Annotated in this window: 24 protein-coding genes; 13 read left to right on the top strand and 11 right to left on the bottom strand. The window is 57.5% G+C overall.

Annotated features, from left to right (window positions below; all coding sequences use genetic code 11):
- Positions 1 to 92: 92 nt before the first annotated feature.
- Positions 93 to 821: a polyprenol monophosphomannose synthase gene (locus CQ015_RS00965; protein ID WP_096284450.1), complete on the top strand. Its 729-nt coding sequence runs from the start codon at positions 93 to 95 to the stop codon at positions 819 to 821.
- Positions 822 to 903: 82 nt separating this feature from the next.
- Here the strand turns inward: CQ015_RS00965 and CQ015_RS00960 are convergent, their stop codons facing one another.
- From CQ015_RS00960 to zapE, 6 genes are all read right to left on the bottom strand, one after another.
- Entirely contained in the window at positions 904 to 1,251 is a 348-nt protein-coding gene (locus CQ015_RS00960) for an RNA polymerase-binding protein RbpA (protein ID WP_096284452.1), read from the bottom strand.
- Between the two features lie 176 nt (positions 1,252 to 1,427).
- The gene (locus tag CQ015_RS00955; protein ID WP_258133442.1) at positions 1,428 to 2,357 is read right to left on the bottom strand and encodes an SPFH domain-containing protein; all 930 of its coding nucleotides are present in this window, start codon (positions 2,355 to 2,357) and stop codon (positions 1,428 to 1,430) included.
- A 55-nt stretch (positions 2,358 to 2,412) separates the two neighbouring features.
- Positions 2,413 to 2,883, bottom strand: a complete 471-nt coding sequence (locus CQ015_RS00950; RefSeq protein ID WP_105552117.1) for an NfeD family protein — start codon at positions 2,881 to 2,883, stop codon at positions 2,413 to 2,415.
- A gap of 103 nt (positions 2,884 to 2,986) precedes the next feature.
- Entirely contained in the window at positions 2,987 to 3,835 is an 849-nt protein-coding gene (locus CQ015_RS00945) for a putative RNA methyltransferase (protein ID WP_105649136.1), read from the bottom strand.
- The gene (locus tag CQ015_RS00940) at positions 3,835 to 4,479 is read right to left on the bottom strand and encodes a peptide deformylase (RefSeq protein ID WP_105649135.1); all 645 of its coding nucleotides are present in this window, start codon (positions 4,477 to 4,479) and stop codon (positions 3,835 to 3,837) included. The genes CQ015_RS00945 and CQ015_RS00940 overlap by 1 nt, the downstream gene beginning before the upstream one ends.
- Positions 4,476 to 5,540, bottom strand: coding sequence for an AFG1/ZapE family ATPase (zapE, locus tag CQ015_RS00935; protein WP_105649134.1), 1,065 nt, complete (start codon positions 5,538 to 5,540; stop codon positions 4,476 to 4,478). Before zapE ends, CQ015_RS00940 begins: the two co-directional genes overlap by 4 nt.
- A 338-nt stretch (positions 5,541 to 5,878) precedes the next feature.
- Between zapE and CQ015_RS00930 the strand changes: the two genes are divergently transcribed.
- Positions 5,879 to 6,238 carry a helix-turn-helix transcriptional regulator gene (locus CQ015_RS00930; protein ID WP_105649133.1) on the top strand — a complete coding sequence of 120 codons (360 nt, stop codon included), beginning with the start codon at positions 5,879 to 5,881 and terminating at the stop codon, positions 6,236 to 6,238.
- A 174-nt stretch (positions 6,239 to 6,412) separates the two neighbouring features.
- On the opposite strand, the gene CQ015_RS00925 is transcribed toward CQ015_RS00930, so the two are convergent.
- A complete protein-coding gene (locus CQ015_RS00925; RefSeq protein WP_105649132.1) occupies positions 6,413 to 6,826 on the bottom strand; it encodes a VOC family protein in 414 nt (137 codons plus the stop codon).
- A 193-nt stretch (positions 6,827 to 7,019) separates the two neighbouring features.
- Between CQ015_RS00925 and CQ015_RS00920 the strand changes: the two genes are divergently transcribed.
- The 5 genes from CQ015_RS00920 (at position 7,020) to CQ015_RS00905 (ending at position 10,749) form a co-directional block, all read left to right on the top strand.
- Positions 7,020 to 7,865 carry a serine aminopeptidase domain-containing protein gene (locus CQ015_RS00920; RefSeq protein WP_105649131.1) on the top strand — a complete coding sequence of 282 codons (846 nt, stop codon included), beginning with the start codon at positions 7,020 to 7,022 and terminating at the stop codon, positions 7,863 to 7,865.
- Positions 7,866 to 8,385: 520 nt separating this feature from the next.
- Positions 8,386 to 8,847, top strand: coding sequence for a DUF3817 domain-containing protein (locus CQ015_RS00915; protein WP_105649130.1), 462 nt, complete (start codon positions 8,386 to 8,388; stop codon positions 8,845 to 8,847).
- A gap of 99 nt (positions 8,848 to 8,946) precedes the next feature.
- Entirely contained in the window at positions 8,947 to 9,096 is a 150-nt protein-coding gene (locus tag CQ015_RS19540; RefSeq protein ID WP_146114003.1) for an SDR family oxidoreductase, read from the top strand.
- A gap of 330 nt (positions 9,097 to 9,426) precedes the next feature.
- Complete coding sequence (locus CQ015_RS00910) at positions 9,427 to 9,816, top strand: glycosyltransferase (protein ID WP_105649129.1); 390 nt, start codon at positions 9,427 to 9,429, stop codon at positions 9,814 to 9,816.
- A 39-nt stretch (positions 9,817 to 9,855) separates the two neighbouring features.
- Positions 9,856 to 10,749, top strand: coding sequence for a glycosyltransferase (locus tag CQ015_RS00905; RefSeq protein ID WP_146113987.1), 894 nt, complete (start codon positions 9,856 to 9,858; stop codon positions 10,747 to 10,749).
- Between the two features lie 34 nt (positions 10,750 to 10,783).
- Here CQ015_RS00905 and CQ015_RS00900 read toward each other — a convergent pair whose 3' ends face one another.
- Positions 10,784 to 11,767: a bile acid:sodium symporter gene (locus CQ015_RS00900; RefSeq protein WP_105649127.1), complete on the bottom strand. Its 984-nt coding sequence runs from the start codon at positions 11,765 to 11,767 to the stop codon at positions 10,784 to 10,786.
- Between the two features lie 119 nt (positions 11,768 to 11,886).
- Between CQ015_RS00900 and CQ015_RS00895 the strand changes: the two genes are divergently transcribed.
- Positions 11,887 to 12,264: a DUF3054 domain-containing protein gene (locus CQ015_RS00895; protein WP_105649126.1), complete on the top strand. Its 378-nt coding sequence runs from the start codon at positions 11,887 to 11,889 to the stop codon at positions 12,262 to 12,264.
- Here CQ015_RS00895 and CQ015_RS00890 read toward each other — a convergent pair.
- Positions 12,250 to 12,795, bottom strand: coding sequence for a hypothetical protein (locus CQ015_RS00890; RefSeq protein WP_105649125.1), 546 nt, complete (start codon positions 12,793 to 12,795; stop codon positions 12,250 to 12,252). The two genes, CQ015_RS00895 and CQ015_RS00890, sit on opposite strands and share 15 nt — an antisense overlap.
- Positions 12,796 to 12,797: 2 nt before the next feature.
- Positions 12,798 to 13,391 (bottom strand): sigma factor-like helix-turn-helix DNA-binding protein, encoded by a 594-nt coding sequence (locus CQ015_RS00885; protein ID WP_105649124.1) that lies wholly within the window; start codon positions 13,389 to 13,391, stop codon positions 12,798 to 12,800.
- A 164-nt stretch (positions 13,392 to 13,555) separates the two neighbouring features.
- Between CQ015_RS00885 and CQ015_RS00880 the strand changes: the two genes are divergently transcribed.
- The gene (locus tag CQ015_RS00880; RefSeq protein WP_096284479.1) at positions 13,556 to 13,837 is read left to right on the top strand and encodes an Lrp/AsnC family transcriptional regulator; all 282 of its coding nucleotides are present in this window, start codon (positions 13,556 to 13,558) and stop codon (positions 13,835 to 13,837) included.
- Positions 13,838 to 13,916: 79 nt separating this feature from the next.
- On the opposite strand, the gene trpD is transcribed toward CQ015_RS00880, so the two are convergent.
- Positions 13,917 to 14,984 (bottom strand): anthranilate phosphoribosyltransferase, encoded by a 1,068-nt coding sequence (gene trpD, locus CQ015_RS00875; RefSeq protein ID WP_105649123.1) that lies wholly within the window; start codon positions 14,982 to 14,984, stop codon positions 13,917 to 13,919.
- Positions 14,985 to 15,271: 287 nt separating this feature from the next.
- On the opposite strand from trpD, the gene CQ015_RS00865 reads away from it, so the two are divergent.
- The 4 genes from CQ015_RS00865 to CQ015_RS00850 all read left to right on the top strand — a co-directional run bounded on the left by CQ015_RS00865 (position 15,272) and on the right by CQ015_RS00850 (position 19,572).
- The gene (locus tag CQ015_RS00865; protein WP_181150320.1) at positions 15,272 to 15,910 is read left to right on the top strand and encodes a heme-copper oxidase subunit III; all 639 of its coding nucleotides are present in this window, start codon (positions 15,272 to 15,274) and stop codon (positions 15,908 to 15,910) included.
- Between the two features lie 75 nt (positions 15,911 to 15,985).
- The gene (locus CQ015_RS00860) at positions 15,986 to 16,780 is read left to right on the top strand and encodes a c-type cytochrome (protein WP_096284485.1); all 795 of its coding nucleotides are present in this window, start codon (positions 15,986 to 15,988) and stop codon (positions 16,778 to 16,780) included.
- Between the two features lie 69 nt (positions 16,781 to 16,849).
- Positions 16,850 to 17,899, top strand: coding sequence for a ubiquinol-cytochrome c reductase iron-sulfur subunit (locus CQ015_RS00855; RefSeq protein ID WP_096284487.1), 1,050 nt, complete (start codon positions 16,850 to 16,852; stop codon positions 17,897 to 17,899).
- A gap of 2 nt (positions 17,900 to 17,901) precedes the next feature.
- The gene (locus tag CQ015_RS00850; protein WP_096284489.1) at positions 17,902 to 19,572 is read left to right on the top strand and encodes a ubiquinol-cytochrome c reductase cytochrome b subunit; all 1,671 of its coding nucleotides are present in this window, start codon (positions 17,902 to 17,904) and stop codon (positions 19,570 to 19,572) included.
- Positions 19,573 to 19,715: the final 143 nt, after the last annotated feature.

Raw genomic sequence — 19,715 nt, 5'->3', positions numbered from 1 at the left:
GTTTCCGGGTGACTATACTTTGAATTTGGCTTTACTCTCCGCCCTGTCCGCAGGTTGGAACTTCTGTTGTATATCTAGAAAGGTGCCGCCGCGTGCGCGTCATTACGATCATTCCGACTTATAACGAATTGGAGTCGCTCCCACTGACGGTGGGGCGTCTTCGACAGGCCGTTCCGGATTCGGATGTTTTGATCGTGGACGATAACTCCCCGGACGGCACCGGTGAACTTGCCGATAAGTTCGCGGCCGAGGACTCATCGGTCCACGTACTTCACCGGACCGGCAAGGAAGGCCTGGGCGCGGCCTACATCGCTGGCTTCCGCTGGGCGCTGGAACGCGACTACGACGTGCTGGTGGAAATGGACGCCGATGGCTCGCACATGCCTGAGCAGCTTCCACGCCTGCTGGAGGCCAGCGCCGCCGGCGCCGACCTCGTCATCGGCTCACGCTGGGTCAAGGGCGGCGAGGTCGTCAACTGGCCGCTGCACCGCAAGCTGATCTCCCGCGGTGGCAGCTTCTACGCTCGCACCATGCTCGGCCTGCCGCTGCGCGACATTACCGCCGGATACCGCGCCTTCAAGCGCACCACCCTCGAAGCGATCGATTTCGACGCAGTAGAGTCCCGCGGCTACGGATTCCAGGTCGACATGACCTTCCGTGTGGCGATGCTGCGCAAGAAGATCGTCGAGGTTCCGGTAACTTTCGTGGAACGTGAACTTGGCGATTCGAAGATGAGCGGAAACATCGTGTTCGAAGCAATGTGGAACGTGACCCGTTGGGGACTAGGCGCGCGTTGGAAGAAACTGACTTCCAAGAAGTAGCGCCAAGAGCATAGAAAAAGGGAGGCGGTTTCCAACTCGATGAGTTGGAAACCGCCTCCCTTTTCTGCAGAAGCTTCGAAAACTACGCTGATTCGCCTCGCGAAACGCGCAGGTGGGTCAGGCGGTCGCCCAAGATCTTCTCAAGTTCTTCCGTGCTGCGACGCTCTAGCAGCATGTCCCAGTGGGTACGTACCGGCTTTTCGTTCGCTGCTTCAGGGGCGTTGGCCTCGCCGTGGACCAGCTTTGCCTCTTTGCCGCTCTTGGTGAGCCAAGTGGCAGGAATTTCGGCTTCGGCTGCGAAGACGATGAAAATACCTTCGCCCTCTTCGGTACGGTACTCCACACGCTGACGGGCAGCCGGCTCCACACCTGCCTCAGATTCCATGCTCTGTGCACCCAGGCGCATGCCTCGTAGGCTGCGATCGCTCATGATTTCCCTCCGCGGTGTTTTAAAGAATTCGCTACACGTACCAACGATTGGTCTCACTAAATAATTCCCAGGGAATATTCGCGACACCAAAACATCCATTATACGCGTCGATGGCGGGGTACGTCATGCGCACCCCGCCATCGAACTGATGATATTTCACCCTACATGCTCTGAAATTAGATTCCCGAGTTGTTTTTTGGCGGCTCTACCGGTCCTTCGCCCGGGTTCTGGCTGTTGCTGAACGCGCCGCCAATACCCTTCAAGGCCTCGGTCAGCTCGCTAGGGATAACCCAGAGCGTGTTGCTCGTACCCTCGGCCAGTTTCGGCAAGGTCTGCAGGTACTGGTACGCGAGCAATTCGGAATCCGGCTTACCGGCGTGAATTGCATCGAAGACCTTCTGAATGGCTTGGGATTCGCCATCTGCGCGCAAGATCGATGCCTGGGCATCACCTTCGGCCTTCAGGATCGAAGACTGGCGCTGGCCTTCGGCGGTCAGGATCGAGGACTGCTTGACGCCTTCGGCGGTCAGGATCGCCGCACGGCGATCTCGATCCGCGCGCATCTGCTTCTCCATCGAATCCTGGATCGAGATGGGTGGATCGATGGCCTTCAGCTCGACGCGAGAGACACGAATGCCCCATTTGCCGGTAGCTTCGTCCAAGACACCACGCAGCTGGCCGTTGATCTGGTCGCGGCTGGTCAAAGCCTCTTCCAGGTTCAAGCCACCGACGACGTTACGAAGCGTGGTGGTGGTGAGCTGCTCTACCGCCTGAATGTAATTAGCGATTTCGTAGGTGGCGGCGCGTGGTTCGGTGATCTGGTAGTAGATCACGGTATCGATCGAGACCACGAGGTTGTCTTCGGTAATCACCGGCTGCGGTGGGAAGGAAACAACCTGCTCACGCAGATCAAGCATTGGCAGCAGTCGATCCACGAAAGGGATCAGTAGCGTCAGCCCCGGGTTGAGGGTTCGATTGTATTTGCCGAGACGTTCCACAATGCCAGCGCGTGCTTGCGGCACGATACGAACACTGCGCAACAGAACGACGATCACGAAGATCGCCAGGACGACAAGTACAATTGTCGTGCCAAATCCATTTTGCATGGTGTGTACTCTCTTTCCTAGTGCGTAGTAATGGAGGGGTTAAACCGTGGCGAAGCTAGGCTTCGTCTTTCGGTGCGGGGTTGAGGTACGCGGTGGCGCCCTGGATGCGGCTGACTACCGCGTAGGAACCTGGCGACATGGTCGCCGCATTCGCTTCGGCTCGGGCGGTCCAGATTTCACCGGCAATTTTTGCAGATCCGGACAGACGCGATGTAGGTTCCAGAATCAGCGCATCCTGTCCGATCAGGCGCTCAATATTCGTTCGGAAGCCTTCGGGTGATTTCTTCAGGTGCTTAATGGCAACCGGCCTGACCAAGAAGATCATCAACAGCGACATCAAACAGAAAACGACTACTTGCAACCAGATAGGTCCGTCGAAAAGCGCTACGGCGACACCGCCCAACGCGCCTACGCCAAGCATGACGAAGTAAAGATCCAGCGAGATCATTTCAATTATGGCCAACAGCAGGAATAGCGCGAGCCAAATGACCCAGGCATTGCTGATAATCCATTCTGCCGTTGTCATGGCATCCACCTTCGTTCAAAAGAGCAAGGGCCAATTGCGAGTGGCCTTTGCTCCATTCTGCCGTAAGGAGACAAGAAAAGCGGTAGTCATTTTGGGGTATTTTCTAGCCTTCGCGGACGAATATATGTACTCCAAAGGATGCGTTGACTCTTTGCGCTCCGAGGGAATCGGTCTTTGCGCGTAAAACCTCGGGGGAGAGGTGATGTCCTGCCGGTCCCATGAAGGCCAAGTTGAACAGGTCGCTGGTCTGCAGGTCCATCGCATAGCTCAAGTTTGTCGACTGCTGGTGCCGCAATCCCGCGGCACCGAACTTTTCGATTAATGATGCCTCTTTGTTTTCTGCGATCCCAAGCATTCCCAATGACTCACGGATCTCTTGCAGATGGTCCTGCGCCGCGGTGACCACCAAGCAGACACCGCGTTTGCGTAGGACGCGCTGAAACTCTGCTGGATTATGTGGGGCAAAGCAGTTCAGGACCACGTCCCGCGATTGATCTGCCGACGGTAGGCGACGCCAGACATCCCACACCATGGCCAGCGTATGTGGCAGTTTCGCCGCCCTCCGCATGGCATAGCGTGAAATGTCCAAGGCCAGCGCGTCAACCTCGGCTGCGGATGCCGAAGCGATCATTTCGCCCAGGTAGTAGCCAGTTCCGGCGCCGGCGTCGAGCACGTCAAGCTTGTTCTCTGGATGGTGTCCGGCAATGGAAGCACTGAGCTCCTTCGCCAAGGGCGCGTAGTGCCCTTGGTTCTGGAAGTTCTCGCGGGCGTTGACCATTGGCCCAGTATCTTCGATGAAGTTTGTCCCGCGGCCAGTTAAGAAGTTGAAATACCCTTGCTTAGCCGCATCAAAACGGTGTCCGTCCGGGCAGTTCAGGCTGCGTCGCGGCTCGGTGGATAGGACCAGGGACTGATCGCAGACCGGGCACAGAACCGTGGTGCTATTCGACATTAGAATTTCAGCTCTTCTCGGGCCTGGCCCAGATCAAGTCCTGGGTAGCGGTACAGTTCGGTTTCGCCGATCAGTGAACGCGTGAGCGCCTTGTCGATGTAGACGGTGCCCGCTAGGTGATCCGTTTCATGTTGCACAATTCGTGCTTGCCAACCAGAGAATTCACGGGTGACCATTGATCCCTCGCGGTCACTGTAACTAGAGATGATCTCTGCGGGGCGATGAACTACAGCTTGGAATCCTTCGAAAGACAGGCAGCCCTCATAGAAGACCGCCTCGCGCTTACCGGCTGCACGATAGCTGGGATTGAAGATTTCCAGATATTCCAAGGGAGTGCGTTCGCGTAGCGCAGCAGATTCCTCGTCGATCGGGTACAAGTCTTCGAGCACCGCAATCTGCAAGGGGATGCCGATCTGCGGCGCTGCGAGCCCAACCCCGGGAGCGGCGTACATGGTCGCTCGCATCACCGCAAGCAGTTCGTTGAGAAGCTCTGCGGGCAGCTGACCCGCGTAGTGCTGAGCTTGTTGGCGCAGTACCGGGTGCCCCAGCTGGACTATCGGGACTACTTGATCCTTGGACTCCGCCAAGATCCCAACCACCAGATCGGTCAGGTCTTTGGCAAAGAGGTCATTGCGGTCATTCACGGGGTGGTCCGATCAGTTGCTTCTTCTGAATATTGCAATTGCGCCAAACGCGACTCGAGCCGGGCGCGTTCGGTGTCGTGCAGCCTATGGCCCAGATGCTCTAATCGATCTTGAGTGTAAAGGTGCACCTCAAGGTCCCTGTCATAGAACACATCAATGAGGTTAGCGAATCGCCGTTCTTCGTCCATCGGCATGGACTGGCTTGAGGGTACCGAGGTGATGTGCCAGCAGCTGAATTGGGAGGCGAGGGTAAGGTAGTCCGCGGTATTCCTGCGGGTGCGGCAGAGCTGGTCAAAAGAAATTTCAATGGTTGCTCCGCGGTATCTAGCGGGGCCGATTTTGTCGTAGCCAACCTCAAGGTGCACGTCAAAATCTGACTCGTCGATAGGGGAGTAACCCGGGTTGAGCGTGCCAGCGCGGTAGCCTTCGCGGCGCTTTCCAGCTGGTGCCGCTAGCGTGCGGTAATCTACGGCAGCATCTAGCTCGAAGACATCGAAAGTTGAACGAATTAGCTCGATAGTGGGCTCCGCGAGATGGTGGAAGTACTCGTCATCCAGTAGCTTCTCTGGCTCGTAGTTCGAGGTCGTAATCAGGAAGATTTCATGTTCTTGGCAGTAGCTGACGAGTTTGGCCATGAACATGGCATCACCTGGTTCAACGCAATGAAACTCATCGAACAGCAATATTTTGATGCCGGCGAGTTCACGTTGCAACCCCTGCGCGAAAACCGAGCCAAGGCTCTGCTTCTCGGCACGCTGGCCTGGCTTGTTGATCGCTCGGAAGAACTCATGGAAGTGGTAGCGCGCGGTGACGGTCTGATCCAGATCGGCGCAGAAAGCGTCTAGCAGCATCGATTTGCCACGTCCCGGTGGGCCATAGAAGTAAACGCCACGTGTGGCTTGAGTCGACGGGTTTGTAAGCCTTTGACTCAGCAGTTGGACGAGATCTTGCTGACGCTGGTCGAGACTGAAGCCCTGGCGTTGCAGGGCTGAAATTACACGGCGCCTACGTTGCGCGACTCGACGGATGCGCAGCAATCTAGCAGGCAGAAGTGAAGGCATGAGTAAATCTTCCCATTAGCTCTAGCGACTGCCAATTTTCTTCACGCCGACACTAGCGGTCTCGAGGAGCAAAAGGGCAAGGTGAACTTGACGGAAATACGCCAAGAAGGGCAATATGCCTAGTCAGCAGGCTATTTACAACAGTTGAAGTGTCAACTATTATTAGGGGAGTGGTTCACGAATTCGACGCGCCTATGATCGAGGCAATCATAAAAGTCATGACCAAGCTATCGCTTTATTCGTTCTCGTGACCATAATGGTTGCACCGAGGCCTCTTTGTGCGGCGTGTTATTGGCATCACAAACTCCGGCCGAGCGCCTAGTCGAGGAGTGGGGATCATGACCAGTGAATACGCTGGGTTGCCAGCACGCGAAGACATCATATCCAATGATCTGCTCGACATGTCCATGACGATCCTCAAAACCTTGTCGGATCCAGCCAGGCTGCAAATGCTCTGGGCGCTGACCAAGGCAGAGCATTCCCTGTCGGAGCTTTCGCAATTCGTTGGAGTCAGTCCAACAGTTGCTGGCCAGCTGCTGACGAGGCTTCGAACCACCGGAGTGCTGCAGACGCGCAAATCTGGTCGGCATGTCATCTATTCGATGCAAGACGAGAGACTCAAGAAATTCATCGGGCAGACATTGGACTTCGCTGAATACCGACTTCGCATCAGCAATGAAGACGAGTCGGCCGTCTAAAGGCGCCAAATGACGGCGGCGCATTCTCCGAATCAATCCTGTACTAAGTAGCCAGTTACCACCACTACCCAACCTTTGGACATTGAGCCGATAATCTACATTATGTAAAGTAGTGGAAATCTGGCACTCCCCATGGTGGTGTTCCCGTGGCATTCGGACTTTCCTTAGCCGGCATCATTGGATGCAGAATTCGTTACCCTCTGGATCCGCCATGACAATAAACGCCTGGGCCCGAGACAGCACGCAGGCCCCAGCCGCAACGCACCGTGCAACGTGGGTTTCTCTGCGTTCGCTGCGTTCGGCTGGGGTATCTTCGGGACGAGTTACAGTGACGTCGAGATGGACGCGGTTTTTCGCGGTCTTTCGTTCGGGTACTGGCTGAAAGAAGAGTCTCGGTCCATAACCGTTTGGGTCCACGAGCGCGCCGCGCCATTGATCCCGCGGAATTCCCTGCGCGGCGGCCCATTCTGCCCAGCTCGTGTGTCCAAGGGGCGGTTGCTCTTCCTGATACTCGAGAGCAATCGCCCAGAATTGCGTCATGACTTCGAGGTCACGACAATCAAATGTCACCTGAAACGTGTATGCCATGCGTCCATGCTAACTAGGCCTATACAAATGGGGTTTCCGAGGCAGAGTAGATTCTGCGCGACGGATGACTTTCCGGGATGAATTCCGCTCCTTCGAGGCGCTGAACATGCGCAATGTTTCGGTGGCCCCAGCGTTAACCACTTAGCGTTCGTCTTGCCTTATGCGCCTGTACCGGGTGGATTAGGCTGTGGACATGACCATCGAGTCCACGCAGCTTCGAGATCGCTCACGCCCAAGTTGGTCGCGGCCGGCGGAGCCTCGCCTGGTGCCTGCGCGCATCTGGCCGGCGAAAGGCCCAGCACCCGCGCCCGTTGTCGTCCTTTCACACGGCACAGGAGGCGCCGGAGAGGATCTCGACTGGCTGGCTAAACCCCTGAACCGCATGGGATTTCTCGTCGCATCCGTCGATCATCCGGGCAACAGCTACAACGACGAATACCTGGCTGAAGGTTTCTCTTTCGGTTGGGAGCGAGCACTGGACATCAGCCTCTTGCTTGACCACCTCGAAGCCGAGCATCGCATAGACGCTGACCGCATCGGTGCGGCCGGATTCTCCTTCGGCGGTTACACCGTCGCCGCGTTGCTCGGCGGGCGAATTGATGCCGAAATCATGAGTGCGGCGTTCCTCGGACTGATTCCCGCGCCCGAGGTGCCCGAATTCCCTGAATTGATGAAGACCTTGCGAAGCAAGTATGCCGATGCGGAGCTGACCTCATTGGCAGAGATGGGTGCCCGCTCGTTGACCGACCCGCGCGTGCGGGCCGGAATGCTCCTTGCCCCAGCACTCGGCAGGCTCCTGCTCCCCCAATCCCTAACGCAAATTTCAGCCCCCGTGTTGATCCGCTGGGGCGACGCCGACGAAAACATGCTTCCAGAGAACAACGCGCTGCTCTACCAGGAACTAATCCCTCAGGCTTCCGGCGAGAGTCTCGGTGCCGATATTGGCCACTACATATTTCTCGGCGACCGGGCCGATCCCACCGGCGTGCGCGAGCATGTTGCCGCCGAGGCAGTCGAGTTCTTTTCCTCGCACCTCTGAGGCCTCCGACGTCTGCTCCCATAAACCGCTGCACGCATCGTTTTTATGGCGGAAGTTGTCCCAATTGGCGTGTTCAAAATTAGGGCTGTCGACTGTTGAGCTACCCGACGTGGACGGATTGAAACGACCCGCCGATAAATCGAGAGCGCCCAAAGTGAAGCCTGCACGGCACCTCGCGCTTCCTGTTCCCTCCATTGCGGCAGCGACGTTGATCTTGGAAATCGACCACGCGATTTGGGTCAGCATGCGACGTGCAGATCACGAAGGGCACAGCATCCTCTTCGGACGGCGAGAGAATCGGTTTCATGAATGCGACGATCGATTCCTAAATAACATCGGTTCTACGACGCAGCATACCGATAGCGGGTCCCGTTTCTGAGGAAGCAAAATGCACTAGCTCACGCGGAGTCAGGCTGAACGGAACGAGCGAATTAAGCGCACCTAGTTTGAGCCGATAGTCTATAGGCAGAGATAATCTCAATGTTGTTCTCCCCCACCACTCAAGGACTGAAATCAGCCCATGTCTCCAAGCGCCCTCTATCGCACCGTTGCCAGAGCCGAAGCCGTCACCTGGACTATGCTCATCATCGCAATGATCTTAAAATACGGGATAAAGGTTGGCGATTGGCCCGTTTCCATTGCCGGTTTTATTCATGGGTTTGTCTTCCTGTCCTACGTTGTCATGTCGGTTCTAGTAGGCATGAACCAGCGTTGGAGCAAACGTCTCATCGTCGGCGCCGCGGCTACCTCGATCATTCCGTACCTCACTATCCCCTTTGATAGGTGGCTGGAGAACAAGGGAAAGCTCGTCGGCGCATGGCGTACAACCGCAAGCGACCATCCTGATGACAGGAAATGGACCGATGTAGCGATGCGTTGGATGGTGGGCCGTCCGGTCCTGACCGGAGCGATCCTGTTGCTTGCGGTAGTCGCGATTTTCTCCACCATGCTGGTCCTTGGCCCTCCGGGCGGACGCGGCTAGTACCTCGCGAGAGGCCATGGAAAAGTCGGCCAGACTGTCCAAGGTTTCGGCGCGAGTTTACTTACCTGACCCAGCGTCGACCACGGGGCCGGCAACCTCATCAAGACGGCAGCCATCAAGCGATTCGGCAAGCCCGAGGATGTCACGACTGTTTTCGCGTTCTGCGCCAGTGAAGCACCCGGCTACCTGACCGGGGTCGATATCCTGGTCGATGGTGGCACCAAGGCCGGACAAGAGTTCGCAACGTGACAGAACAAGGCATTCTGAGAGGAATGGCCCTCTCTGCTTGATGCGCAAGGCGAACGCCTATCCCAAGTCCAGACGTGCTTTCCTCCTGAACGGGGTGCGAACTTCTAGGCCCCGGCACCCCTCGAACGCAAGGCGCCGCCACCCTGCGCGGAAGTTCATAAGCAACCGCAGCTTCTTCAACTCCCGCACCAATGATCCGCCTTCCGCAGCGAATCGCTCCCTCCTGGCAGGATCTGTTCAGCTACGCCGTACCAGGACCGGTTGCACACGCGTTGTTTTCCGGATTTCACGGCGGTCCCTGGCAATTCCGGCAGGAGTAGCATTGGCGGTGTGCCGGGAATCCTGGTCGCCAAGTGGACCGTCGAGAGGGAACAAGCCATGCGCGTCTTGATCATGTCGTTCGGTACCCGCGGCGATATCCAACCCCATGCCGCTCTGGCTGGTGAACTGGCACGTTCCGGGCACGACGTTGACCTTGCAGTCCCCGAGGGGTTCGCAGATCTGGTGCCGGACAGCGGGGGCGGAAGCATCACGCACTACCCCTGCGGTTCCGAGATGTTGCGTCTGCTCCGCGAGGTTCTGCCCGAGCTGCGTGGTCCGCGCGATGCGTTGAAGACGCTCGGAATCATGACCTCCGCGATGCGCGAATTGAACGCGGAGTGCTGGGCTGCGGCGCAGTCCTCGCGCCCGGACATCGTTGTGTACCACCCCAAGTGCTAGGCCGGGCAGCACATCGCGCAGGTGCTGGGCGTGCCCGGCGTGCTTTCCCTCCCGCTTCCGTTTTTCACCCCGACGCGTGCGCATGCAATCCCATTCGTTGGCGGTGCCTCCTTCGGTGCGTGGGGCAACCGCGCGACCTATGAGTTCAGGCGGATGGCAGGGCTCATGTACGGCGGCATGATCAATGATTTCCGGCGCGAGGTCGGACTGGGCCGCATTGCTCGCCTCGCGGACCCGCTCAAGAATCCCGACGGGAGCCCGGTCCACGTCCTGTACCCATATAGCAAACACGTGCTGCCAATCCCCCGCGACTACCCATCCTCCGCCCACGTCACCGGATACTGGTTCCTGGATCAAGATGATGATTCCAATTGGGAGCCACCGGCACAGCTGGCGGACTTTCTCGCCAACGGAGCCCCTCCGGTGTATGTCGGGTTCGGTTCCATGGGCTTCGGCAAGGGAGCAAACGAGCGCCTGCAGGCGATTTTGTCCGCGTTGCAGATTAACGGTTTGCGCGGGATCGTTGCGACCGGGTGGGGCGGGATCACCGCGCGCGAGTCCGGGACGGACGATGTTCTAGTCCTGGAGGGCGCTCCCCACCAATGGCTCTTCCCGCGCGTCTCGGCGGTCGTGCACCACGGCGGTGCCGGCTCGACAGCGGCCGGGCTGCGGGCGGGGCGACCAACACTGGTCGTGCCGTTCCTTGGAGACCAGCCGTTCTGGGGCGCGCGTTTGCACGCGCTCGGTGTCGGCCCCGCTCCGCTACCGGCCAGGAACCTGGCTGCCGGCCTGAACGATCGTCTCGGCGAGCTTGTCCGCACGGATTCCTACGCGCTCCGTGCTGTGGGTCTAGGCGCGGCTATTCGAGCCGAAGATGGCCTCAGCAACGGTGTGCTGGTCCTGGAGCAGATCGTCGACGGGTCTGCGCGTTGAGCCGAATTCGGCCGACGTGGTGTCGAATGCTCGCCTAATTCCGGACGGGATTTGGCTCCCGGAGAATTTTCGGAACCAAACGCATGAGTATCAGCATGCACAGCAGTTCTACCAGCGTCTGGGTGACCACAACCGTGGGTGCCAGATCGTATTGTGCCGGCAATGCCAGAGCCAAGGGCAAAACTACCAACGAGTTTCGGGTGATTCCGCTGAAAATCAATGCGCGGCCCGCAGCAATATCGGAAGTCGATAATTTGGCGACAAGCGTTCCGACGGCAGCCATGATGATCGCGAAAGCCGCAAATATCGGCAAGACACGAATCACCTGCTGCAGTTCATTCGCTACGAGGGCGATCTGCGATCCTACGACCGCGGCAAGAGTCGCAATCATGAGAGGCAACATTAGCCACTGGGCGGCCGAGATGACGGTACCGGCTTGGGGAGCTCGTTGGGCTATAAACCTGGTCAGCGTTGCCGCAACCAGAGGGAGAACGATGAGCCCCAGAAAGGCGCCAAGAAATTTTCCCGGCGCGAACAGTTCCACTGCCTGTGGGCCCATTATCAGGAAGATAAACGCTGGTATCAACAGCATCTGCAAAATCATCAGCAACGGTGTTGCGGCCAGCAGCCGATGGCCCGCTCCCCCAGCAATGTTCGTGAACACAATGACATAGTCCACGCAGGGAGCCAAGAGCACCAGCAGGACACCAACCAAGAGTGCCTGATCGTTTTGCACGAAGCGAGATAGGCCAAAGACAACGACGGGAACCAAAAGGAAGTTCACGAGTACCAGCGCACCGAGAAACTTCAGGTCTTTGAACGCATCGCCGAGTTTCCCTAGCGGCAAGGCTAAGAACGTGGCATAAAGCAAGAGCCCAATCAGTGGGTTGATCGTGAATTCCAGAACTGGTTTGCCTGCGGGCAACCACAGTCCGAGCAGGCAGCCGCCGAGTATCGCAGCTAAATAGAGAATAATCTGGTGTCGTTCCATCCAGACTTCACCAGGCCAGCTTCTCATGCCTCTCAGTCTAACGATCTGCGGAGCCCGCCAGCAGCGAGGTGCTTTTGTGGCGAAGGCGACTGGGCTCGATGCAGATCGGAACAGAATCCGTTCGGGCCATTGCCTAAGATGGAATCATGTCTGAAAATATTCGCAAATGGCCGTTGTGGGCCGGCGTCGATGTAGTGCTCATTGTCCTTTTTGCGATTCTGGGGCGCCGTGAACATGAGCACGCGCTGTCAATCAGTGGAATATTGTTCACGGCCCTGCCATTCCTGATCGCCTACCTGATCATGACGTTGATTTCCCGGCCGTGGGTGACCATCAACCGACTATGGCCAACCGGTGTTCTCGTCTGGCTCGGCACCGTGGCTCTTGGACTTGCCTTGCGGGTGGCGATGAATTCGACAGCCGCCCTGCCGTTTATCATCGTGACGGTTCTGGTGCTTGGCCTCTTCTTGATGGGGCGACGTCTCGTCTGCAAGCTCGTGGCTCGTCGCTCAGTGAAGAAGTAGCATGCCTAGGCCATAGCCAGCGGCGGCGACTAGGCAACTTGAAAACGTTCCCAAGATGAACTGCTCGGCTGCCTGATGGTTTTTCAGTTCGGAAAAGCGGCCGAGGCCCTTAACCGCAAGTACGACCGCGATGCCTTCCGGCCAATGTGCCCAGAGCGTCGCAACCACCGCAGAACGCTCCAGCAGTCCGATCCACAAGCCTCCACGCAGTGGCGAGGGATCGGACTTTGGGCTTTCTTCCACCTGGTCCTGGCGTGAAGCCAACTGGAAAATTAATTCGGTGAGTGGTCCGCCGAAACTCACGGCAAAAAGCACACTGACCGCAATGATCAACACTTCGGGAACGGCAACCGGGCCTTCGTCGAGCCGGGCGGCAAGTCCCAGGATTAAAGTCACTACGGCAGCCGTTGCCGCAATGACCGTGAGTACGTTGCGGAACTTCGCCCTAGCGCCCTGCGCCCCGCCGAGGAAGCTGGCGGCCACCGCGATCACTACGGCAAATACAAGTACGGACCAGGCAACCCAAAGCATACTCACTCCCCTATCTGTCGCAGTTGCTTGGACAAAGACTTGTTGGCTTCCTCCATCATGCGGTTCGCTTCGAACCATAGTGCTGCTGAAAGCCTAGATGAGACCGCCTGCTGAGTGATGCCCAGGCGCGCCGCAATTTGTTGTTGGGTCAGCCCTTGATCGGCTAGCGTTCCGGCTTCCCAGGCCGTAGCGCGTCGCTTGGAAATGATGCAAGCGGTGAGCTGGAGTTCTGCTTCCAGTCGAGTCGCTTCTTCCGTGGGTCCTTCGACGGCTACGTGTGCGTTCGTATTCTTGGCTCGTTCCACCGCATCTCTGGCGAATACGAACGCCGGTCCCCTGCCGGCACGGGTTTCTTTGGGCAGTGGGAGCTCTACTTGGCCAAAACCCAGGCCAACGCTCCAATCTCCCGAAGCGGCCATCATGACGGCGAGATGGATTGCTTCCATTGCGTCATCGAAGACGGCCTGGACCTCATCGCCCGCCGTGCGCTGGAACGGCCTAATGTGCGAGACCGTGGAGTTGGCCTGCTCTATTAGCGCTTCAACCTTGTCCTCGCCTTGACGCGAACGACGCTGGTCGATAGTTAATACGATCATGTCTACAATCCTAATCCCTTGTATTGTTTTTTACAAAAGTTAAAGATTGTTTAATGCCTGGTTATACCTCGACTCACACGTGGGAGTCCTCTGCGCAGTGCACTAGAGTTATTTTATGAAGCAATCCCCAAAAGCGGGGAATTTTCTAACGTTGAGAGGTTTTCATGGTTACCGCATTCGTCATGATTCAGACGGCAACCGACAGTATTCCTGAGTCGGCGAAGCAGATCTCGGAAATCGAAGGAATTAGCGAGGTGTATTCCGTCGCCGGCGACTGGGATCTCATCGCTGTGGCACGCGTCCACAAGCACGAGGACTTGGCCGAGGTTATTGCCAATCGACTGTCGAAGATCCCGGGCATCCGCCAGACCCAGACGCATATTGCCTTCCGTGCCTACTCGGCACACGATCTAGAAGCGGCCTTCTCGCTGGGTCTAGACGACTAGGAATCTGTTGACACAAGAAAGGGAGCTTGTCCCGGATTGCTAGGCATCCGGGACAAGCTCCTTTTTTTGTACGAAATTGCTACTTTCCGACGATCCTGGAAGTTATTGCCGACCAGGTATTCAATGCCTTCGCAGCGGCACCCGAATCGATGGAATGCTCCGCGCGGAGCATCGCCGCGCGCATCCGGTCCGGAAAACTACCCTGGGCATCCTGCGCAAAGGCGACCATGCCCGCCGCGGAGTTCAGCACCACGGCATCTCGCACCGGACCGGTTGCACCGGAGACGATATCGCGGACCACTCCCGCGTTATAGGCGGCATCTGCCCCGCGCAGGTCATCCAGCGTCGCGCGCGCAATGCCGAGGTCTCGTGCGTCAAAAGCGAACTCTTCCACCTTGCCCTCGCGTACCTCCCACACCATATTGGGGGCGGTGGTGGTGAGCTCATCCAGGCCATCATCGCCGCGGAAGACCAATCCGCGCACCCCTCGGCTGGCGAGAACGCCTGCCATGATCGGTGCCATGCGCAAGTCCGAGCAGCCGATGGCCGAAGCGCTGGGAAGCGCCGGGTTGGTCAGCGGTCCCATGAAGTTGAAGGCGGTAGGCACCCGCAGCCCGCGACGCGCACCAGCAACATGGCGCATCGAAGGGTGGAAAATATTGGCAAAGCAGAATGCGATGCCCACCTCGTCATAAACGTCTACCAGGCGTTCGATCGGCACGTCGAGATGCACGTCGAGCGCCTCGAGCACATCAGCAGAACCCGAAGAGGAAGAGGAAGCGCGATTGCCGTGCTTTACGATCTTCACCCCGGCGCCGGCGCACACCAAGGTAGACATGGTCGAGATGTTCACCGTGTTCTGGCGATCGCCACCGGTGCCAACAATGTCTAGCGTTTGTGCATCGATGGTCAGCTCGCGCGCGTTGGCCACCATGGAGTCGACCAGACCGGTCAATTCCGCCACGGTCTCCCCCTTGGCGCGGAGCGCAACAAGGAAGCCGGCGATCTGGACATCGCTAGCTTCTCCGGTCATGATTTCGTTCATCGCCCAGGCCGCTTGTTCGCGGCTTAGGTGCTCGCCGCTAATCAGGGAAGCCAAAAGATCTGGCCACGTTGGGAACTTTTCGTTTGCAAGGCTCGTTGACACGTATGTAAGCCTATCGATGCTGCTCCCCCGCTGCTACTTCGTGTCGTTGCGTGATGTGCCGCAAGACATCGAACTTATCGCCGAAAATGCCCCTAATTAGGGCATGTTTGTGTTTCATAAACGATTGTTTCGTGCGGCGCGCCGGATCAAGCTCTACGAATTGTAGAAAGAGTTTCTCGGCTACTTCCGCGTGTTTCCGCGGTTGTTCTCTAAGTGTGTCGTAGAAAACCTCATTCAACCATGGTTTGCATTGGTATCTGAGGCCTGTTTAGAGACATAATGACAGTGTGACAACTGCGACTCATGCCCCAAATACGACGGCGCCACATGCGCCGAACCGCCCAAACATGGTGTCGGTGGGAACGATGGTGTGGCTCTCCAGCGAGCTCATGTTCTTCGCCGCCCTCTTCGCCATGTACTTCAGCCTCCGGGCTGCCGCGCCCGAGCTTTGGGCGACCGAAACTTCAAAGCTGAACGTACCGTTCGCGCTGATTAACACCTTGATTCTGGTGTCCAGCTCGTTCTCGTGCCAGATTGGCGTTTTCAAAGCCGAAGAATTCAAGCCTCGCCGTTCCGGTGGACTTTTCAAGTTCAAGGAATGGGGAATGATCGAATGGTTCATCCTGACCTTCATTCTCGGCGCGATCTTCGTCTCTGTTCAGGCTTACGAATACGCCGTGCTGGTTAGCGAAGGCGTAGCGCTGAACTCGAACTCGTACGCTTCCTCGTTCTACATCACCACTGGCTTCCACGGCATTCACGTGCTCGGCGGCCTAATAGCATTCTTGCTAATTATTGGTCGAGGAATGCTAGCTAAGAAGTTTGGTCACTTTGAAGCGACCGGCGCCATCGTTGTGTCTTACTACTGGCACTTCGTTGACGTTGTGTGGATCGCGCTCTTTGCGATCATCTACTTCTTGCAGTAGGCAACTAATATCCATCGGTTGCCTCCACAGAAGTATGGCAACACCACACCAAGAAACTAAGTGAGGAACCAGCAAGTGAAGGCTCTTTCGAAAAAGCGCCGCCACCCGCTCGCCGCTGTGGCCCTGCTGTTGTTCGGATTGCTGGTCACCGGCAGTCTCTACACTGCAGCCGGTAGCGTAAGCGAAGCGAAGGCAGCGGAAACCACTTCTGCATCGGCAGCCGATGTAGAGGAAGGCCAGAAGCTTTTCGTAGCCAACTGCGCCACCTGCCACGGCATGAACGCCGAAGGCTCCGAGGAAGGCCCCTCGCTGATCGGCGTCGGCGCCGCAGCGGTTGACTTCCAGGTAGGCACCGGCCGTATGCCAATGCAGATGCAGGGCCCGCAGGCCCAGGTTAAGCCAGTTCAGTTTGACGAAGACCAGATCTCGCAGATGTCGGCCTATGTTGCGAGCCTAGGCGCAGGTCCAGCTATTCCGGACGAAGAATATTTGGACACCACCAAGGGCGACGCAGCCCACGGTGGCACCGTATTCCGCGTGAACTGCGCAATGTGCCACAACGCTGCTGCCGCAGGTGGCGCGTTGACCCGCGGCAAGTTCGCACCGACGCTGGCCGGCGTCTCAGAGAAGCACATTTACGAAGCGATGGCTACCGGTCCGCAGAACATGCCAGTGTTCAACGACTCGAACATCACCCCGGACGAGAAGCGTGACGTTGTCACCTTCCTGAAGACCATCGAAGCTAATGGCTCTGCCGGTGGCGCTGCGCTTGGATCCCTGGGTCCAGTGGCTGAAGGCCTCTTCGTATGGACCGCCGGTTTGGGCATCATTATCGCCTTCACCATTTGGTTGACCTCGCGTCCTTCCTAAGGCTTTCGCGGTGAAAACCGCAAACATCACTACGTACATATATTCCTAACAGAAGGATGAGAGAGAAACATGGGCGACCATAGTCACGGCAGTCCCGAAGAATCGGGCACCGTTGCTAAGGCTGACGATGTAGCTCAGGACCGGTTTGCCGATCCAGGACTCCCCCCACATCGTCCGCGTCTCGCAGATCGCGATCCGCGCGCAGCCAAGCGACACGAGCGCCAAGTTGCGCTGCTATTTACCATCTCCATCATTGGCACGCTGTTCTTCTTCGTGGCTTACTTCGTCCTGGGCCACCTGGGTGAAATGACCTTCGCTGAACTGCGTGTGCAGAACGCTGCACTGGGCCTGGGCACCGCATTCGCGATGCTCGGTATCGGTGTAGGTATTGTTCACTGGGCCAAGACTCTGATGCCGGACCACGAACTCGTTGAATCACGTCACGAGATCAGCTCCGAAGCAGATCGCCAGGATGCAGTCGATATCATCGACACGGTCATCGATGAGAGTGGTATCAAGCGCCGTCCGCTGATCCGCAACACCTTGATCGGTGCCATTGCCTTGGCTCCGATCCCCGCAATCTTCATGTTCCGCGACCTGGACCGTACCGGTAAGACCGCGCACGAGATGATCGATTCCATGCGTCACACTCTGTGGGACACCGGCGTTCGTCTGACTCGCGATCCATCGGGTACCCCGATCAAGGCCTCGGACGTGCAGCTTGGCTCCGCTTTCCACGTGATCCCTGAGGGTCTGGAAGAAGCAGAGAACATGCTCAACGAAAAGGCCAAGGCCGTTGTGCTGCTCATGCGCATGGACCCGCAGGAGATGAACATCTCCGAGGGCCGCGAAGACTGGCATGTAGATGGCATTGTTGCCTACTCGAAGATCTGCACCCACGTGGGTTGCCCGATCGCATTGTACGAGCAGCACACCCATCACCTGCTGTGCCCCTGCCACCAGTCGACCTTCGACCTTGCCAACGAGTGCAAGGTAGTCTTCGGTCCGGCTGGACACGCACTTCCGCAGTTGCCTATTACCGTGGACGCTGACGGCTACCTGGTAGCCCAGAGCGATTTCCACGAACCTGTAGGCCCAAGCTACTGGGAGCGTGGTTAATCATGGCATCGCCTAATGAATACACCCCCTCGACCGCTACCGGACGGATCGCGAACTTCGTCGATTCCCGCGTTGGCGCTTCGGGCATGGTCAAGGAATTCGGTCGCAAGATCTTCCCTGACCACTGGTCCTTCATGTTTGGTGAAGTGGCGCTGTACACCTTCGTACTGTTGCTGCTCTCCGGCACGTTCCTAACCTTCTTCTTCGATCCTTCGATGACGCACGTGACCTACAACGGTTCGTACGTGCCGCTGAAGGGCATTGGAATGTCGACCGCCATGGCTTCCACCCTGGACATCTCCTTTGATGTTCGCGGCGGCTTGTTCATGCGCCAGGTTCACCACTGGTCCGCACTGCTCTTCGTAGCTTCCCTGTCCGTGCACATGCTGCGCGTATTCTTCACCGGCGCCTTCCGTCGCCCACGTGAATTGAACTGGGTTGTCGGCGGCGTGCTGCTGATCATGGGTCTTGCAGCTGGTTTCACCGGCTACTCCCTCCCAGATGATCTGCTTTCCGGCAACGGTCTGCGCATTATCGATGGTGTGATGAAGGCACTGCCTATCGTTGGTACCTACCTGTCGATGTTCTTCTTCGGTGGAGAGTTCCCGGGCTTGCACGTCATTCCCCGCTTGTACTCGCTGCACATCATGATCGTGCCTGCGGTGATCATCTTGCTCCTGGTGATCCACCTGTTCATGGTTGTGACCCACAAGCACACCCAGTATCCTGGCCCAGGCCGCACCAACGACAACGTTGTTGGCTTCCCAGTTGGTCCGGTATACGCAGCGAAGGCCGGTGGCTTCTTCTTCATCGTCTTCGGTATCGTGGCATTCATTTCGGCGCTCTTCCAGATCAACCCGGTCTGGAACTACGGTCCGTATGACCCATCGCCGGTTTCTGCTGGTACCCAGCCCGACTGGTACATCGGCTTCGTCGATGGCGCCTTGCGTTTGATGCCTGGTTACCTCGGTAACTTCAGCTTGGAATGGGTTATTCCATTCCCTTGGGGCGACAACACTTTGATCTTGAGTGTTCTGCTTCCTGCATTGGTTCCTGCCGGCGCACTGTTCGCAGTGATGTTCGCCTGGCCATGGATCGAACGTTGGATCACCAAGGACAACCGCGAGCACCACCTGTTGGACCGCCCGCGCAACGCTCCATTCCGTACCGCGGTGGGTGCCGCTGGCGTGGTCTTCTACTGCGTGATGTGGGCAGCTGCCTCGTCTGACTTGATCGCAACTCACTTCCACATATCGCTGAATGACGTCACCTACTGGTTGCGTACGCTGTTCTTCCTGGGCCCAATCTTCGCCTTCTGGTTGACGCGTCGTATCTGCTTGTCGCTGCAGCGCAAGGATCGTGAGATCGTACTGCACGGTCGTGAAGCTGGCATTATCCAGATGTCCCCTGAGGGTGGCTTCTCGGAGAAGCACGAGGAAGTCGACGTGTACAAGCGTTACCTCCTCACCAACTTCAACGACAACAAGTACATTCCGGCACAGCCGGATGCAGCAGGGCACGTCTCCGGTTCGGAGAAGCGCCGTGCGGCGATCTCGAAGTTCTTCTTCGAAGATCGTGTTGCCCCAGTTACCCCAGCGGAGCTTGAAGCTGCACACGCAGCCCACGGCCACCATGAGGTTGAGGGTGAAAAGCAAGACTCGATCGAGAAGTAAGCTCGACTCGCATTAGTCACAAGAAGAGGGGCACACCAGTTGGTGTGTCCCTCTTCTAGGTTTAACAGCGCATTGCTGCGCTCTGCTCCCCCGCAACCGGCTTTCCTCGCGGGCAGCTCCACCATCTCCGGGCATTCAGTTGA

The sequence above is a fragment of the Arthrobacter sp. MYb221 genome, assembly GCF_002979835.1.
Taxonomy (GTDB): Bacteria; Actinomycetota; Actinomycetes; order Actinomycetales; family Micrococcaceae; genus Glutamicibacter.
This window is presented reverse-complemented; position numbering and strand designations above follow the sequence as displayed.